The organism is Streptomyces sp. NPDC002698, from assembly GCF_042888945.1.
Lineage (GTDB): Bacteria > Actinomycetota > Actinomycetes > Streptomycetales > Streptomycetaceae > Streptomyces.
This window is the reverse complement of record NZ_JBIAQM010000040.1, coordinates 45,454-61,916: the sequence shown is the minus strand read 5'-3', so window position 1 is coordinate 61,916 and position 16,463 is coordinate 45,454. Positions and strand designations below refer to the sequence as shown.

The window sequence follows — 16,463 nt, the reverse complement described above, 5'->3', positions numbered from 1 at the left end:
TCCTGCTCCTGGGCCTGCGGCTGGGCCTGCTCCTGCTCCTGGGCCTGCGGCTGAGCCTGCTCCTGCTCCTGGGCCTGCGGCTGAGCCTGCTCCTGCTCCTGGGCCTGCTCCTGCTCCTGGGCCTGCTCCTGCTTCAGCTCCTGCTCCTGGGCCTGCGGCTGGGCCTGCTCCTGCTCCTGGGCCTGCGGCTGAGCCTGCTCCTGCTCCTGGGCCTGCGGCTGAGCCTGCTCCTGCTTCAGCTCCTGCTCCTGGGCCTGCGGCTGGGCCTGCTCCTGCGGCTGGGCCTGGACCTGCGGCTGGACCTGCTCCTGCGCCTGGACCTGCGGCTGGACCTGGGCCTGCTCCTGCTTCAGCTCCTGCGGCTGAGCCTGCTCCTGCGGCTGGACCTGGGCCTGCTCCTGCTTCAGCTCCTGCGGCTGGACCTGCTCCTGCGGCTGGACCTGCTCCTGCGGCTGGACCTGCTCCTGGGCCTGCGGCTGGAGGTAGTAGCCACCCCCGACGGCCACGGCGTTGGCAAACGTGTTGGCGACGGCGGTGACCGGCACGGGCACGCTGTCGTTGCCGTCGGCGAAGCTGATGCCGGCGCCGAGGGCGGACAGCCCCGCTACGGCCGCCGCTACGATCATGGCGCGCTGGAACTTGCGCATGGATAACCCTTTCCTGATTCGGGCATACCGCCCGAAATGACCACTTAACGTAAACGTTTGCACGCTATGTGTAATCAATCGAGGATTTGCGCCCCATGTCGCTCCGGAGCCTCGTATGGGGTAAAGCGCCAATGGCGCCATGGGGCGGGGTTCGGCCGTCGTGCTCCTCAGGGAAGAAGGCCGGGAAGTTCCCGCTTCCCTTCGGCCGGTCGAGGTGCTCCAGACGTGGCGGGAGAACAGGTCACCCGAGGGCCGAGTCGTGTAGTGCCGTTGCCCGTGGGGGCGGGCACCGTCACGGCCTGCACCGGCATGCAGGTCTCCTGATGGGGAATGGCGTCGCGCCCGGCGGTCCCGCCTTCGATGTGCTGCACACAGATGACGTCCCCCTGGGAGTTCCGGGTGCAGGGCGCCGGGTCTCCCGCGGCGTGCGCATACGTGATGCCCATGGACGTCACGGCGAGCCCGCCGATGAGCCCCGAGAGGGCCGCGATCTTTTTCCTGTCGAACATGTGATGCGTGTCCTTAGTACGGGCGCCCCCGGGCGCCGCTCCCTCGGGATCGGCCGCGCCGCAGGTGCGGTCCGCGGCACTGAGCCCTTCCAACTTTCCGCGCCGGCTGGACAGTTGGCCTGACAGGCGGATGGAGCCGCTGGTTGGGGGAACGTGCGGGGCATGGCCGACCCGAAAGGCCGTCCCCTCCGGGCTTCAGCGGCCCTGGCCGGCGCCGGCTGCCGGCATTCGATCCCTTCGGGTTAACCCGAAGGGATCCCGTACCGAACGTCGCGATGCTGACGTCGCTGACCTCAGCCGGTGAAGGCGCGGTTGTGCTGGCCGCAGGCGGTGTCCCGGGTCTGGCCCAGACCGAGCACTCCGACCGGGATGTCGTTCTCCGACACCGTCTGCGGGCTGCACTCCTGGTACGGGCGGTAAAGGTCCACCGTCCGCGGTCCGTTGCCATGGGTGTCGGCGACAGCCGTTCCGGCGCCGACGGCGGTCAGGCCACCGGCCGCCACTGCTGCTGCGATCACGACCTGCTGAAACTTACGCATGGAACCCTCGGTTCTCCATCGCTTACACGTGATAGCTAGTTGCCTAGCGTGACTGGATGAACACTAGCAGTAGCGCCGAGTGGTCGGAGCGCGGAGGCCATCGCGTCCGGCGGAGGAGCCGGGCGCGGAGTTGACGCCAACTGGCGCCACAGAAAAAGGCTTTGCTGTTCGGCATACGGTATGGACGCACCGCGGGCGGGGGCCCGGTGCGGCGCACTGTCGCATCAACCCGATGACCTGGAGCGAGAGTTGGGCTCGCAGGCTGTTCGGCTCGTTCTTCTGGTCTTCGGCGTCAGGGCGATGCCGAGGCGGGGCTGTCGAACGAGCGGTGCGACCGAGGGCAGTTGGGGTTGCCGACGGGCCGCTGAGAGGCGGCCGCCGAAGGTGACGGCCGCGGCGACGAGCGGCGTCACACCATCGGCTCGCGCACGTCCACCAGCGTGGCGCCCGCGTGCGCGATCAGGCTCCGCGGGTCCATGGGGAAGACGGTGAACGGCGTGCCCGCCGAGGTCCACACCGTGTCGTGGCCGAGTACCGAACGGTCCACCAGCACACGGATCCTCGTACGGTGTCCGAAGGGCGGCACCGCGCCGGTCCCGTACCCGGTCGACTCCCGCACGAGGTGTGCCCCGGCCCGGGTGATCTTCTCGGCGCCCAGCTCCCGCCGCACGAGCTCCATGCCGACGTGCGCCGAGCCGTCCAGCAGCACCAGCACCGGAGCCCCGTCCGCCGCGAAGAACAGCGACTTGCAGATCTGGCTGGGATCGCAGCCGATCGCCGCGGCGGCCTCGGCGGTGGTGCGGGCCGTGGCGGGGAAGCGCCGGACGCGTGCGATCACCTCGCCGAGGCCCAGCTCCCGCAGGGCTTCGGCGAAACGGGGGTCGGTGTCGTTCTCGACGGAGGACTGGCCCTCGCCGGCGTTCTCATCGGTGACGTTCATGCACCGCACGCTAGTGGCCGGTGTACGGCGCACGCGACCGGGTCCCCGACAGGCCGCCGGGCCTGCGGCCTCAGTCCCACCAGAATCTCCACAGCGGGGCGTCCACGAGGGACGCCGCGTACTCGGGGAACGGTGTCGGAGGGTCGTCGACGATGTTGTCGGCCGTGGTCAGAAGGTGTTCGAGGGCGATGCGGTCGGCCTGCCGCCGGTCGCGCGGCGGTTTCGCGACGGAGACGTACAGCGTCGATCCGATCGCGGCCAGGACACGCGCCCCGAAACGGTCCTCCCAGCTTCGCAGCAGCGCGCAGAGCAGGGGGAGGGGCGCTTCGGCGCGCCAGCCGATGACGGCGGGGACGTCGGCGCTCCGCGCGGCCCGCACGAGGCCGAGCGACGTTTCCCCCGCCTCCTCCAGGACGTGGGTGAAGGCCGCCCTGGCGGCCTCGTCGGGGTCGACGCCCGAGGGGAGGGTGGCGGGGGCCAGGCCCGGCCACCGGTCGAACGGCGGACCCGGGTCGTCCTCCCAGGGTTCGACGAACTCCGCGACGTCCTCGGGGATCTCCGGCGGAGCGGAGGGCTCGGCCCGCCACGCGAGCCGGCGCCGGCGGTCGTCGTGCCACGCCCGCTCCATCGCGGGTTCGAGGTCGACGGCGGCTATCTCGGCGAGGTCGAGGGAGCGGGGGTGGTCGTCGTCCGCGTGGCAGAGGATCGGGCGCAGGCCGGTGGTGTCCTGCTGCCGCTGGGCGCGGGTCCACACGTCCAGCAGCCGGGCGTACGGCATCTTGTCGGCGTACCACATGACCGGTGAGCCGGCGGGCACGCCGCGGCCGGACGGCAGGCCTTCGGGAAGCGGGAACGTCATGCGCGGAGCGTAGAAGGCCCCACTGACATCGCCGCGCTCCCCGACTTCCGTCTGCTCCTGGGCAGTTGTATCGCCGGGCGGCGCGGGCCCGGCCCCGGGCGGATCCGCGGGGCGAGGAGCGCTTCCCGGAGCCGGAGGGCGGATGTCAGCCGCCGGCACCGGCCTTCAGGAGGGCTGCCACGATCGGGCCCGCCGTGCTGCCGCCGTGGCCGCCCTGCTGGACGACGCCGGCTCCCGCCAGGTCGCCCTTCCACGCGGTGAACCAGCCGTTGGGCTGCTTCTGGTTGTCGACCTCGGCGGAGCCGGTCTTGGCACCGTAGTCGGGGCCGAGTCCGGCCATGGCCTCGGCGGCGGTGCCGGCGGCGGCCGTGTACCGCATGACCTCGCGGAGCTGGGCGAGCGTGGTCGCGGACATCGTGCGGGAGGCCTTGGCCAGCGTGCGGTGGTCGACCGAGGGGGCGACCAGGTACGGCTGGTGGAAGGTGCCGGACTTGACCGTGGAGGCGACCGACGCCATGTTCAGCGGGTTCATGCGGACCCCGCCCTGGCCCATCAGCTCGGCGGCCATCTGCGCGGCGCTCTGCACCGGCACCGAGCCGTCCGCCGACGGCACCCCGATGGCCCAGTTGTTCAGGCCCAGGCCGAAGACCTGCTGGGCCTGCTTGGTCAGGTCGTCGTCCTTCAGCTTCTTGGCCTGGGTGATGAAGGCCGTGTTGCAGGACCGCGCGAAGCTCGCCTTGAACGTGCCGTTCTTGATCTCGAAGTCGTCGTCGTTGTGGAACTTCCAGCCGCCGTACGTCTCCGTCTTGGGACAGGGATGCGGCTTGTCGGGGGAGGCGAGGCCCTTCTCGAAGAGCATCGACGCCGTGATGACCTTCATCGTGGAGCCGGGTGCGAGGGAGCCCTGGAAGGCGGTGTTGAAGCCGTGGCTGGTGTTCGCGACGGCGAGGATCTCACCGGTCGAGGGCCGCATCAGCACCACCGACGCCTTGGGCTTGGCGGCCACCAGACGCTCGGCCTCCGCCTGGAGGGTCGGGCTGAGCGTCGTCTGGACCTCGCCCGGCGTGCCCGCGCTGAGCGTCAGCAGGGTCTTGTCGGGGGTCTTCTGGGCGCCCTTGGCCGCGGCCTTGCGGACCACGCGCAGCTCTATGCCCGCCTTGCCGCCGGCCGTCTTGCCGTACTTCTCGCGCAGCCCGTCGAGGACCGTGCCGAGGGAGGGGTACTTGGCGGCGGTCAGCTTGCCGCCGTGCCGGTCGATGGCGGTGACCGGCGGCGCCCCGGCCTCACCGGTCACCAGCCGGTCGCCGTCCTGGAGGTCCGGGTGGACCACGGACGGCTTCCAGCCGACCAGTGCCGTGCCGTTCTCGGCCCCCCGCACGACCGTCAGCTTCGAGGTGTACGACAGCGGCTTGGTCATACCGCGGTAGGTGACCTTGGCCTTGACGGAGAAGGGGACGTCGGCGCCCGAGCGCTTGCCGCCGGTCAGGGTCACGTCGCTGACGTGGGCGTCCTTGCCGAAGCCGGTCAGCGTGGTCGTGGCGGCGGCCGAGTCGTCGGTCGCCGCGGCCGCCGCGGTGACATCGCCGTTCTGCCAGGCGTTCAGGAAGGCGGTGGACGCCATGGAGACCTCGGCGGCCGACAGCGGGCCCGTCTTGACCGCCTTGCGGGTGGTGGCCGTGGTCCCCTCGTCGGCCGACGCCCCACTGCCGTAGAGGCTGTAGGCACCCAGCGCCCCGCCGACGACGGCCACGGCGATCACCCCGCCGAGTACGGCGGGCTGCTTCGTCTTCCGTCGCTCGGCGACGCGCCTTCTCTTGCCCACAGCCTGTTTCCTCCGCCGTCCCCTGGTGCCCCGTGATGCCCCCGTGCCTCTCGCTCCTCAACGAGAAGCACCACCCTAGGGTCCCGTCCTGTGCGGAGCGACTTCAGCCGCCCGTTCGTAGCACAGCTGCGACGATCGGGCCGGCCGCCTGACCGCCGTGACCGCCCTCCTGGGTCATGGCGGCGGCCGCCATGTCGTTGCGGTATCCGGTGAACCAGCTGTTGGACCTGGCCTGGCCGTCGACCTCGGCGGAGCCGGTCTTGGCTCCGATGATGCCGCCGAGCCTGGCCATCACCGGGGCCGCGGTGCCGCTGACGGCCGTGCGGTTCATCATCGAGCGGAGCTGGGCGACCGTACCGGAGGACAGGCCCTTCGCGGTGGCCAGTTCGCGGTCGTCGAGGGAGCGCGGCACGATGACCGGCTGCCGGAAGACGCCCGTCATCGCGGTGGCGGTCACCGACGCCATGTTCAGCGGGCTCATCTGGACCTGGCCCTGGCCGATCATGTTGGCCGCCGTGTCCGGGCCGCCGGAGGCGGGCACGGAGCCGTCGAAGGAATCGATGCCGGTCTTCCAGTTGTTCTGACCGAGTCCGAAGCGCTGCTGGGCCTCGTTGGTGAGGGAGTCGACCTTCACCTCGTCCGCGTACTTCACGAAAGCGGTGTTGCACGAGCGCGCGAAGCTGTCGGAGAGCGTGGCGTTCTCCTGTGGCTGCATGCCCTTGAGGTTGTGGAAGGTCTGGCTCTGCCAGGCCGCGGTGGGCGTGCAGGGCGCGGGCCCGTTCGCCGTCGTGATGCCGTTGTCGATGAGGGTCGCCGCGCTGATGATCTTCATCGTGGAGCCGGGCGCGAGTTTGCCGAGGAAGGCCGCGTTGAAGCCGTCCGCGCGGTGGTTGGCCACGGCGAGCACCTCTCCGGTGCTGGGCTTGACGGCCACCACGGAGGATTCGGCGAACTGGGTGACGGCCTTCTCCGCGGCGGCCTGCGCGCTCGCGCTGAGTGTCGTACGGAGCTTGCCCGCCCGTCCCTCGGCGAGAGTGACCAGGGTCGTGTCGCCGCTGCTCTCGCCGCTGTGCCGGATCGACAGCTCGATGCCGGGCGTGCCGCCCGCCGTGTCGCCGTACTTCTCCCGGAGCGCGTCCAGGATCGGCCCCAGGGACGGGTACTTCTCCTTCGTCAGGACAACGTTGTTCCGGTCCACGGCCTCGATCGCCGGGCTCGCCGACTCGCCCGTGACCAGGGTGTCCCCGTCCTTCAGTTCCGGGTGGACGACGGACGGCTTCCAGTCGACCAGGGCCTTCCCGGTGGTCTCGCCGCGGACGACGGTCAGTTCGGAGTCGTACGCGAACGGCTTGCTCTTCCCGTCGTACGACACCGTCGCCTTGACGGAGAACGGCACCCGAGCCCCGGACGCGGTGCCCGGCGTGATCTTCACGTCGGTCAGATGCGCGTCGTCGCGGTAGCCGGCGAGCAGGCCCTCGGCGTTCGACGCGTAGTTCGTGTCCGCGGCCGCCTCGGCCGCGTCGCCCTTCTCCCAGGCCGCGAAGAACGCGCGGCTGGCCTCCTTGACCTCGGCGCCGCTCGGCGGCCCGCTCTTCACCGCGGCGGGCCCGCCGTCTCCCGTCGCACCGCCCCCGCTGATCGAGGTCACCACGTTGTAGGCGCCGTACCCGGCGCCTCCCACCATCACCGCGAACACACTGCCTATGACGGCAGCCCTGGCCCCCTTGCGCATCGCGCGAATCCCTCCCCGTGAACCCTCCTCCGAACTTCTGAACGCGTTCAGAAAAGCCGGTTCACTTTGCACTGTAGGTGCGGACGGGGCTCGTGGTGCAGACCTTCGCCGAATTGTTGCCCAAACCACGGAGACGCATCCATGAATACCGTTCACGGATACGTCCATGGGTTTCTTTTCGGCCAGCCGGTCGGTCCGGCCCCGGCCGGCTGGCCGGCCACGGTCAGGCGGACGGCGGCGCCGATGACGCCGTGTCCAGCCATGTCCCGTCGCGCATGACGACCCTCCCGCGCAGTTCCGGCTCGCCGCGCCAAGCGCGCACCGTCCTCGGGACCACGCGCACATACAGGAAGGAACCCTCTTCCACGCGTGGGTCCCACCCGAACTTCTCGGCGAACGCCTCCGCCGCGTCCCCGGGCACCTCCCGGTCCGGGAAGCACTCCGCCTCGCCTTGGAGGAGCACCACGTCGAAGGTGTCCGGCAGCGCAAGGCGCACGCGCGCCTCCTTGCGGACGTTCCGCGCGGTCACGGAAGTGGCGCCGGTGCACATCCATATCGCCCGCCCGTCCCACAGGAACCACAGCGGCACCTGGTGCGGCCCGTGATCAGGGTGAGCCGTCGACACCCATACGTCCCGCTCGGTGACGAGCCGCTCCAGGGTGTCGCGCATGCGCTCCGCCGTCTCGCGGCGGACGATTCCCGTGGTCTCCATGAGGTCCGACCCTAGCCAGGCAGGCCCGAAGCCGCCTGAGGCGCGGGACCTACTCCCAGCGACCGATGGACCGCCGGATGTCTGCTCCGATGACGCCGGGCCGGCAACGACAGCGGCGGTCCGACAAGGTGTCGGACCGCCGCTGTGCGTTCACCCGGCTAGACCCAGGTATCCAGCCACATCCGGGACCGCCACTGTTCGATCGGGATCGCCGTGCCCGTGTACAGGGGCCAGAAGTAGATGAAGTTCCAGAGGATCAGGAGGACCAGGACGCCCGCTCCGGCCGCGCCGATGACGCGGCGGCGTTCCGCGGCGCCCGGTGGGCCGAGGATCGCGCCGATCATCATCGTCACGGCGAGGCAGAGGAACGGGAGGAAGACGACGGCGTAGAAGAGGAAGATCGTGCGCTCCTGGTACATGAACCAGGGGAGGTAGCCGGCCGCGACGGCGCAGGCGATGGCGCCCGCCCGCCAGTCGCGGCGGAAGGCCCAGCGCCACAGCACGTACAGGATCGCGAAGCAGGCGGCCCACCACAGCAGGGGCGTGCCGAGCGCCAGCACCTCACGGGCGCACTTGCCGCCGGCGTCGGAGGGGCAGCCGTCCTTGCCGGGCAGCGGGGACTCGTAGAAGTACGAGACCGGGCGGCCGAGGACGAGCCAGCTCCACGGGTTGGACTGGTAGGTGTGCGGCGACGACAGCCCGACGTGGAACTTGTAGACCTCGTGCTCGTAGTGCCACAGGCTGCGCAGCCAGTCCGGGAGGAAGGTCCAGTTGCCGCCCCTGCCGTCGGTCACGGCCCAGTTGCGGAAGTAGCCGCCCTTGCCGTTGTCCGGCGACAGGATCCAGCCGGTCCAGGAGACCAGGTACACGGACAGGGCGACCGGGACCGTCGCCAGGAACGCGAGGCCCGTGTCGTGCCGGAGCGATGCCGCGTAGGGGTGGCGGGCGCCCGCGACCCGGCGCGAGGCCACGTCCCACAGGACCGCCATCACACAGAACGCGGCGAGGACGTACAGCCCGTTCCACTTGGTGCCGATGGCCAGGCCCAGCATCAGGCCCGCCCCCCAGCGCCAGGGCCGCAGGCCCAGCCGGGTCGTCTCGGCGATGTGCGCGTCGGGGCGGACGAAACCGTTCCCGTCGGCGGGCAGCGCGGCGGCCAGCCTGGCCCGCGCCTTGTCCCGGTCCACGACCAGACAGCCGAAGGCCGCCAGCACGAAGAACATCAGCACCCCGTCGAGCAGCGAGGTGCGGCTCATCACGAAGTGCAGACCGTCCACCGCCATCAGCGTGCCCGCGAGGCAGCCGAGGAACGTCGAGCGGAACAGCCGGCGTCCGATCCGGCACAGCAGCAGCACCGACAGCGTGCCGAGCAGCGCCGTCATGAAGCGCCAGCCGAAGGGGTTGAAGCCGAACATCCACTCGCCGAGCCCGATGACGTACTTGCCGACCGGCGGGTGCACGACATAGGCGGCGTCGCTGGGGACCGGGACGTGCCCGTCGCGCTGGAGGATCAGGTCGTTGGCGTTCTTCGCCCAGTTGACCTCGTAGCCGCGGTGGAAGAGCGCCCAGGCGTCCTTGGCGTAGTACGTCTCGTCGAATATCACCGCCTTCGGGCTGCCCAGGTTCCAGAACCGCAGCAGCCCGGCGAGCAGGGTCACCAGAAGCGGCCCCACCCACCCTGACCAGCGGTTGAAACGGTCGGCGACCTCCTGGCGCAGCCCGAGCGAGGCCCAGATTCCGGGGCCTGGCTCGGCGTACGGCGGTACGAGCCGGTCGCGCACATCACTTCGGGGCGGCGCCGTGTAGCCGAATCGGCGCAGCCGATGCTGCCACGACGGCCGTCGAGCGTCGGCGGCCTGGCCCTGCCGGGTGTCCGTGGAGGACGCGGTACTGGTCACCGCGCCATCGTAGGGAACAGGTCTGTGGGAGTCCCGTGCATGGGCCCCTTCCGGTCGGATGAGCTTGTCGGGCCGCGCCCCTGCGAGGATGGGACCGTGACAGGAATCCTTGTGTTGGCAGGCACTCCCATCGGCGACATCTCCGACGCGCCGCCACGGCTCGCCGCGGAACTGACCGGGGCCGATGTCGTCGCCGCCGAGGACACGCGCAGGCTGCGCCGCCTCACCCAGTCCCTCGGTGTCCAGCCGACGGGGCGGATCGTGTCGTACTTCGAGGGGAACGAGGCCGCCCGGACCCCGGAACTCGTCGAGGCGCTCGTCGGCGGGGCGCGGGTGCTGCTCGTGACCGACGCCGGGATGCCCTCCGTGTCGGACCCCGGCTACCGGCTGGTCGCGGCCGCGGTCGAGAAGGACATCAAGGTCACCGCCGTCCCCGGCCCCTCCGCCGTGCTCACCGCGCTCGCGCTGTCCGGCCTGCCCGTCGACCGCTTCTGCTTCGAGGGCTTCCTGCCCCGGAAGGCCGGCGAGCGCCTGTCCCGGCTGCGGGAGGTCGCCGAGGAACGGCGCACGCTCGTCTACTTCGAGGCGCCCCACCGGCTCGACGACACCTTGGCCGCCATGGCGGAGGTCTTCGGCACCCAGCGGCGCGCCGCCGTCTGCCGCGAACTGACCAAGACGTACGAGGAGGTCAAGCGCGGCCCGCTCGGCGAGCTGGCCGCCTGGGCCGCCGAGGGCGTCCGCGGCGAGATCACCGTCGTCGTCGAGGGCGCCCCCGAGAAGGGCGCCGAGGAACTGGACGCCGCCGAGCTGGTGCGCAGGGTGCGGGTGCGCGAGGAGGCGGGGGAGCGGCGCAAGGAGGCCATCGCCGCCGTCGCCGCCGAAGCGGGAATTCCCAAGCGGGACGTCTTCGATGCCGTCGTGGCGGCAAAGAACGCCGAACGAACCGGCCCATAGAAGGGCAAAGGACTATCGTGAAAAGCAAAGATCAGGCCGGGTGACAGGAGCCTTCCGACAAGGAAAGGCCAAATCGACTCCAACACTCGACAGGCCGGATGCGTTCGCGCCGGGAGAAGCGTCCACTGGACAAAGGGACGCACCCGTCCCTCGCCTCCGGCGACTCGGCGGAACCCAGGGGGAGATCCGCCGACGGAGGTGCTTGTCCAGCGGACAAGAGGAGCTGGCATGAGTGAGACCACAGGACGGACCGGCGGTACCGCCGCCGGTCAGGTCACCGAACAGACCAGGCATCGCGGCACGGCTACGGCCGTCGTCCACGAATCGTATTCCTTCGCCTGCATGCGCTGCGGGCACGGCTGGGAACAGTCGTACGAGATCGAGCACCACCGCGACGCGGAAGGCGGCGAGTTCGTGGTGTACGTGGCGAACGGCGAGGTCGTGCCGTCGCCGCTCAGCCGGCCCACCTGCCTGAACTGCGACAGCCACGTGGTGCGCATCATGCGCGCCGGCCAGGTGTCCTCCGTCCACGACTCCATGCACTCCATGACGCAACGCCGGCCCCGGCCGGTACCGCGCCGGCCCGAGGACGGCCCGGAGGGAGAGGCGCGGGCCGGGGACTCCGCCGCCCCGAAGGAGCCGCACCACTGGCATCTGTCGGACCTGCTGCACCCCTTCCAGCACCGCCGGGCGGGCTGACCTCCCCGGGCGGACCCGCGCACGGGACCGCCCGCCGGCTCCCCGCGAGGTGAGACCGGGCGTGCCCCCTTCGTAGGATCGGGGCATGCCTTCCTCCGCCTCCGCCGCCGACAAGAACGCCGCACCGCCGCTCCCCGAGCCCCTGCGCGTTCCCGTGGCCGACTCGCACACCCATCTCGACATGCAGTCCGGCACGGTCGAGGACGCTCTCGCCAAGGCCGCCTCGGTCGGCGTGACGACGGTCGTGCAGGTCGGCTGCGACGTGAAGGGCTCGCGCTGGGCGGCCGAGACGGCGGCCACGCACGACGCCGTGCACGCCACCGTCGCCCTGCACCCCAACGAGGCACCCCGTATCGTGCTCGGCGATCCCGACGGCTGGTCCCGGCAGGGTGCCCGCCGGCCGGGCGGCGAGGCCGCGCTGGACGAGGCGCTCGCGGAGATCGACCGGCTCGCCGCCCTCCCGCACGTCAAGGGCGTCGGCGAGACCGGACTGGACTTCTTCCGCACCGGGCCCGAGGGCAAGGAGGCGCAGGAGCGCTCCTTCCGCGCCCACATCGAGATCGCCAAGCGGCACGGCAAGGCCCTGGTCATCCACGACCGCGACGCCCACGCGGACGTCCTGCGCGTCCTCGCGGAGGAGGGCGCCCCCGAGCGGACCGTCTTCCACTGCTACTCCGGTGACGCCGAGATGGCCGAGGTCTGCGCCCGCGCCGGCTACTTCATGTCCTTCGCCGGGAACATGACCTTCAAGAACGCCCAGCCGCTGCGCGACGCGCTGGCCGTGGCCCCGCTCGAACTCGTCCTCGTCGAGACCGACGCGCCCTTTTTGACCCCCGCGCCGTACCGCGGACGGCCCAACGCGCCGTATCTCATTCCGGTCACGGTGCGCGCCATGGCCGCGGTGCGGGGGATCGACGAGGACACGCTGGCGACCTCGATCTCCGCCAACACGGCGCGCGCGTTCGATTACTGAACGTAACGTCCTCGGGGGCCCCTCCCGGTCCCGCCGGGGTCTTCGGCGGAGGGATGTCGCGACACAGCGTAGCCGCGTTGCTTGGGAGAGTGACGATCGCTCCGCTAGGTTCTGGTCGCCCGATCCGGAACCTGGAGCGTGTCGTCGTGAGCAGCTCGCGGTACGAGTCGTACAAGACGTACGGGCCGACTGGCCCCGAGGCCACCACCGTCGTCATCGGCGTCACCGGCGCCGCCGCCGGCCCGCCCCCCGTGGCGGACCCGCTCGGCACGGCCGGGCCGCCCGGCGCATCCGGCCCGCCCGCCGGGCCCGGCCTCGCCGGTGCGACGCGGGCCGACCACGAGGGGTACCGCGGTCACGGGGAGTACCGGGGCCAGGAGACGTGGGCGGACCCCGGTCACCGGCCTCACCCCGGTCACCCGGCGTACACGGGTCACGAGGCCTGTCGCGGGCACGAGCTGCCGACGGACCCCGGTCATCAGACGCGGTCCGGTCACCCGGCGTACGCCGACGGCGAGGCGTACAACGGGCACGGGGTGCCGACGGACTCCCGGCACGACGCGTACGCCGGGCATGAGGCGCCGGCGGACCCCGGGCGCGAGGCGTACGCCGGGCGGGAGCCCTTCTCCGGGCGGGAGGCGTACTCCGGTCACGCGGGGTACGGGCCGTACGGCGGAGTCTCCCCGGTTTCCTGGACCCCGGCCTACGGGACCCGCGCCGCCGGGCCCGCGACACCGGAAGCGCCCCGAGCCCCCCTGCACGGCGTGCGGGGCGCGTCCGGCACACGGGGCGGGCGCACGGTGCCGGTGGCGCCCGACGCCCCGACCGAGCCCCGCCTGCCGCGTCTGCGGCAGGACAGCCCGGCCGCCACCACGAACCCCGCGGACGGTGTGGACGGTGTGGACGGCGCGAGGGGAACGGCCCGTCCCGGCAGCGGCAGCGGCACCCGCACCGCCGTCGCGGACGGGCGCGGTACGGGCGGCCGGGCCGAGGCGCGTCGCGCGGCCCGGCGCAGGCGGATCCCCGAGCGCTCCGAATCCCTGCGGCGGCTGCTCCCGCAGGCCCTGGTCGTGGCCTTCCTGGCCGGCGGCACCTCCGCGTTCGTCGCCAACGACAAGGCGATCGAGCTCAGCGTGGACGGCAGACCGCGCACGCTGCACACCTTCGCGGACGACGTGTCGGAACTGCTCGCCGACGAAGGCGTGAAGGTGGGCCCGCACGACATGGTCGCACCGGCCCCCGGCACCGCCCTCGCCAGCGGGGACGAGGTCGCGGTGCGCTACGGGCGCCCGGTGCACCTCACCATCGACGGGGAGCGGCGCAGGGTGTGGACGACGGCGCGCACCGTGGACGGAGCGCTCGGCCAGCTGGGGGTGCGCGCCGAGGGTGCCCACCTGTCGGCCTCGCGCTCCCGGCGCATCGGACCCGAAGGACTGGCGCTCGACGTACGGACCGAACGCGCCGTCACGATCATGGCCGACGGCCGGTCCCGGACGATCCGCACCAACGCGGCGAGCGTCGCGGAGGCCCTGCGGGAGGCCGGGATCACCCTGCGCGGACAGGACATGACCTCCGTACCGGGCGGGAGCTTCCCGCGGGACGGGCAGACGGTCACCGTGCTGCGCGTCACCGGGGCCAGGGAGGTCCGCGAGGAACGGATCCCGTTCGAGGTGCGGCGGGCCGACGACGCCTCGCTGTTCGAGGGCGTCGAGGTCGTCGAGAACCCGGGCCGGTACGGGGCCTGGCGCCTCACCTACAGCCTGCGCACCGTCAACGGCGTCAAGCAGCGGCCCCGGCTCGAACGGTCCGAGGTGGTGCGGCACCCGCAGGACCGGCTGGTCAGGGTCGGCACGAAGCCGCGTCCCCCGTCCCGCGGCGGCGCCGACCACCTGAACTGGAAGAGCCTCGCCGCGTGCGAGTCCGGCGGCCGGCCCGGCGCCGTCGATCCGTCCGGCACGTACGGCGGCCTCTATCAGTTCGACACCCGCACCTGGCACACCCTCGGCGGCACCGGGCGCCCCCAGGACGCCTCGGCCGCGGAACAGACGCGCAGGGCCAAGAAGCTGTACATGCGCCGCGGGACGACTCCCTGGCCGCACTGCGGGCCGCGGCTGCACAGCTGACACCGCCCCACCGGGCCCCGGCCGCACGGCCGGTACCGCCCCACCGGGCCGGAGCCGCACGGCCGACACCGGTACCACCGGGCCGCGGCTGCACGGCCGGGGCCCGGCCCCCCGTACCCTTGGCTCGTGACCAGCCCCACCTCCGACGCCCTCCTGGGCCCCGCCGAGATCCGCGAACTCGCGGCAGTCCTCGGCGTACGGCCCACCAAGCAGCGCGGCCAGAACTTTGTGATCGACGCCAACACGGTGCGCCGCATCGTGCGGACCGCGGAGGTGCGGCCCGACGACGTGGTCGTGGAGGTGGGCCCCGGCCTCGGCTCGCTGACGCTCGGTCTGCTGGAGACGGCGGACCGGGTCGTCGCCGTGGAGATCGACGACGTCCTCGCGAGCGCGCTCCCCGCGACGGTCGCGGCCCGCATGCCGCAGCGGGCCGACCGGTTCTCGCTGGTGCACTCGGACGCCATGCAGGTCCGGGAACTGCCGGGCCCGCCCCCGACCGCGCTGGTCGCGAACCTCCCGTACAACGTCGCCGTGCCCGTCCTGCTGCACATGCTCGACACCTTCCCGACGATCGAGCGCACCCTCGTGATGGTCCAGGCGGAGGTCGCCGACCGGCTCGCCGCCCCGCCCGGCTCGAAGGTGTACGGCGTGCCGTCCGTGAAGGCGAACTGGTACGCCGACGTGAAGCGGGCCGGCTCCATCGGGCGCAACGTCTTCTGGCCGGCGCCCAACGTCGACAGCGGTCTCGTGTCGCTCACCCGGCGTGCCGAGCCGATCTCCACGAACGTCCGGAAGAGTGACGTGTTCGCGGCCGTGGACGCGGCCTTCGCGCAGCGCCGCAAGACCCTGCGCGCCGCCCTCGCAGGATGGGCCGGTTCGGCCGCCGCCGCCGAGGCCGCGCTCGTCGCCGCCGGTGTCTCCCCGCAGGCCCGCGGCGAGTCCCTGACGGTCGAGGAGTTCGTCCGGATCGCGGAGAACCGCGGCGAGGCGAGCGGCGCGGACACCAGGAACGCACGCCGCTACCGCCCCGAGAACGCCGAGAACGCCGAGAACGAGGAGTCGACCCAGCCGTGACGGAGACGGTGACGGTACGCGTCCCTGCCAAGGTCAACGTCCAGCTCGCGGTCGGCGGCGCACGCCCCGACGGCTTCCACGACCTGGCCAACGTCTTCCTCGCGGTCGGCCTGTACGACGAGGTGACGGTCACCCCGGCGGACGGACTGCGCGTCACCTGCGCGGGCCCGGACGCCGCCCAGGTGCCCCTCGACCGCACGAACCTCGCGGCCCGCGCCGCCCTGGAACTCGCCCGCCGGTACGGCATCGACCCCGCCGTCCATCTCCACATCGCCAAGGACATCCCCGTCGCCGGCGGCATGGCCGGAGGCAGCGCGGACGGGGCGGGCGCGCTGCTCGCCTGCGACGCGCTGTGGGGCACGAACGCCTCGCGCGACGAACTCCTCGACATCTGCGCCGAACTGGGCAGCGATGTGCCGTTCTCCCTGGTGGGCGGGGCGGCGCTCGGCACCGGGCGTGGTGAGCGGCTGCGTGCCCTGGAGGTCGGCGGGACCTTCCACTGGGTGTTCGCGATGGCCGAGCGCGGACTGTCGACCCCGGCGGTCTTCCGGGAGTTCGACCGGATGAACGAGGGCGTACGCGTCCCGGAGCCGGTCGCCTCGCAGGAACTGCTGGACGCGCTGGCGAAGGGGGACGCCGGGGCCCTCGCCCGCACCGTCTCCAACGACCTCCAGCCCGCGGCCCTCTCCCTCTTCCCGGCCCTCGCCGACACCCTCGCGGCGGGCCGCGCGGCCGGCGCGCTCGCCGCGCTCGTCTCCGGGTCGGGCCCGACCACGGCGTTCCTCGCGCCGGACGCGGAGTCCGCGGAGACCATCGGCCAGGTGCTTCTCGCCTCGGGCAGCTGCCGGACGGTCCGCGTCACGCGGTCCCCGGCTCCCGGAGCGACCGTGCTCGACTGACCGGAGCGACCGTGCTCGACCGGGGGGACGGGGAACGCGCGGCGGGGACCGTCCGCCGCGCGGACTACCCTTGAGGGTCGATC

At 72.2% G+C, this 16,463-nt stretch carries 15 protein-coding genes; 7 read left to right on the top strand and 8 right to left on the bottom strand.

The window, feature by feature from the left end; genetic code table 11:
* Window positions 1-653: hypothetical protein (locus ACFYW9_RS35285; protein WP_389159187.1), on the top strand; the 653-nt coding region annotated here is incomplete at its 5' end.
* A gap of 161 nt (window positions 654-814) precedes the next feature.
* Here ACFYW9_RS35285 and ACFYW9_RS35280 read toward each other — a convergent pair.
* The 8 genes from ACFYW9_RS35280 to ACFYW9_RS35245 all read right to left on the bottom strand — a co-directional run bounded on the left by ACFYW9_RS35280 (window position 815) and on the right by ACFYW9_RS35245 (window position 9,658).
* Window positions 815-1,156 carry a hypothetical protein gene (locus ACFYW9_RS35280; protein ID WP_389159185.1) on the bottom strand — a complete coding sequence of 114 codons (342 nt, stop codon included), beginning with the start codon at window positions 1,154-1,156 and terminating at the stop codon, window positions 815-817.
* Window positions 1,157-1,449: 293 nt separating this feature from the next.
* A complete protein-coding gene (locus ACFYW9_RS35275; RefSeq protein WP_351859739.1) occupies window positions 1,450-1,695 on the bottom strand; it encodes a hypothetical protein in 246 nt (81 codons plus the stop codon).
* 409 nt (window positions 1,696-2,104) lie between these two features.
* A complete protein-coding gene (locus tag ACFYW9_RS35270) occupies window positions 2,105-2,635 on the bottom strand; it encodes a YbaK/EbsC family protein (RefSeq protein WP_351859737.1) in 531 nt (176 codons plus the stop codon).
* Between the two features lie 70 nt (window positions 2,636-2,705).
* The gene (locus tag ACFYW9_RS35265) at window positions 2,706-3,494 is read right to left on the bottom strand and encodes a DUF4253 domain-containing protein (RefSeq protein WP_389159182.1); all 789 of its coding nucleotides are present in this window, start codon (window positions 3,492-3,494) and stop codon (window positions 2,706-2,708) included.
* A gap of 145 nt (window positions 3,495-3,639) precedes the next feature.
* Entirely contained in the window at window positions 3,640-5,316 is a 1,677-nt protein-coding gene (locus tag ACFYW9_RS35260; protein ID WP_389159180.1) for a penicillin-binding transpeptidase domain-containing protein, read from the bottom strand.
* Between the two features lie 103 nt (window positions 5,317-5,419).
* The gene (locus ACFYW9_RS35255; protein ID WP_389159178.1) at window positions 5,420-7,048 is read right to left on the bottom strand and encodes a penicillin-binding transpeptidase domain-containing protein; all 1,629 of its coding nucleotides are present in this window, start codon (window positions 7,046-7,048) and stop codon (window positions 5,420-5,422) included.
* 223 nt (window positions 7,049-7,271) lie between these two features.
* The gene (locus tag ACFYW9_RS35250; protein ID WP_389159176.1) at window positions 7,272-7,760 is read right to left on the bottom strand and encodes a pyridoxamine 5'-phosphate oxidase family protein; all 489 of its coding nucleotides are present in this window, start codon (window positions 7,758-7,760) and stop codon (window positions 7,272-7,274) included.
* A gap of 158 nt (window positions 7,761-7,918) precedes the next feature.
* A complete protein-coding gene (locus ACFYW9_RS35245) occupies window positions 7,919-9,658 on the bottom strand; it encodes a dolichyl-phosphate-mannose--protein mannosyltransferase (RefSeq protein ID WP_389159174.1) in 1,740 nt (579 codons plus the stop codon).
* Window positions 9,659-9,754: 96 nt separating this feature from the next.
* Between ACFYW9_RS35245 and rsmI the strand changes: the two genes are divergently transcribed.
* The 6 genes from rsmI (at window position 9,755) to ACFYW9_RS35215 (ending at window position 16,380) form a co-directional block, all read left to right on the top strand.
* Window positions 9,755-10,612 carry a 16S rRNA (cytidine(1402)-2'-O)-methyltransferase gene (rsmI, locus tag ACFYW9_RS35240; protein WP_351859727.1) on the top strand — a complete coding sequence of 286 codons (858 nt, stop codon included), beginning with the start codon at window positions 9,755-9,757 and terminating at the stop codon, window positions 10,610-10,612.
* A 228-nt stretch (window positions 10,613-10,840) separates the two neighbouring features.
* Window positions 10,841-11,311 (top strand): hypothetical protein, encoded by a 471-nt coding sequence (locus ACFYW9_RS35235; protein WP_389159172.1) that lies wholly within the window; start codon window positions 10,841-10,843, stop codon window positions 11,309-11,311.
* Between the two features lie 85 nt (window positions 11,312-11,396).
* Window positions 11,397-12,284: a TatD family hydrolase gene (locus tag ACFYW9_RS35230; RefSeq protein ID WP_389159170.1), complete on the top strand. Its 888-nt coding sequence runs from the start codon at window positions 11,397-11,399 to the stop codon at window positions 12,282-12,284.
* Between the two features lie 764 nt (window positions 12,285-13,048).
* Complete coding sequence (locus ACFYW9_RS35225; RefSeq protein WP_389159203.1) at window positions 13,049-14,407, top strand: ubiquitin-like domain-containing protein; 1,359 nt, start codon at window positions 13,049-13,051, stop codon at window positions 14,405-14,407.
* Between the two features lie 126 nt (window positions 14,408-14,533).
* Window positions 14,534-15,481, top strand: coding sequence for a 16S rRNA (adenine(1518)-N(6)/adenine(1519)-N(6))-dimethyltransferase RsmA (gene rsmA / locus ACFYW9_RS35220; RefSeq protein WP_389159168.1), 948 nt, complete (start codon window positions 14,534-14,536; stop codon window positions 15,479-15,481).
* On the top strand, window positions 15,478-16,380 hold the full coding sequence (locus ACFYW9_RS35215) for a 4-(cytidine 5'-diphospho)-2-C-methyl-D-erythritol kinase (protein WP_389159166.1): 903 nt from the start codon (window positions 15,478-15,480) through the stop codon (window positions 16,378-16,380). Before rsmA ends, ACFYW9_RS35215 begins: the two co-directional genes overlap by 4 nt.
* Window positions 16,381-16,463 lie beyond the last annotated feature (83 nt).